A 286-nucleotide genomic window follows, 5' to 3' on the forward strand; every position below is an offset into this window, starting at 1 on the left:
CAATTATGTATGTATTTACTCAACCAGCTTTAACAATGACAGTCTTGATTGTTGGTTTTATTTCAGGTTTATTCTGGGCTTTAGGACAAGTAAACCAATTAAAAACAGTTGAAAACCTAGGTGTTTCAACTACTGTAACGATTTCTACTGGTATGCAACTTGTTGCAACTTCTATCTTTGGTGTTATCGCTTTCCGTGAGTGGACTACTACAACAACGATTGTTCTGGGAACGATTGCAATCCTATTAATCGTAGTTGGTGTTGTATTCACATCACTAGATGACAA

At 36.0% G+C, this 286-nt stretch carries 1 protein-coding gene; it reads left to right on the forward strand.

Annotated elements, in window-relative coordinates; genetic code table 11:
• A partial coding sequence (locus ACSG5Z_RS31880) for a GRP family sugar transporter (RefSeq protein WP_435712952.1) occupies positions 1-286 on the forward strand: 286 nt, incomplete at both ends.

Source organism: Bacillus pretiosus, assembly GCF_051294775.1.
In the GTDB taxonomy this organism is placed as follows: domain Bacteria; phylum Bacillota; class Bacilli; order Bacillales; family Bacillaceae_G; genus Bacillus_A; species Bacillus_A wiedmannii.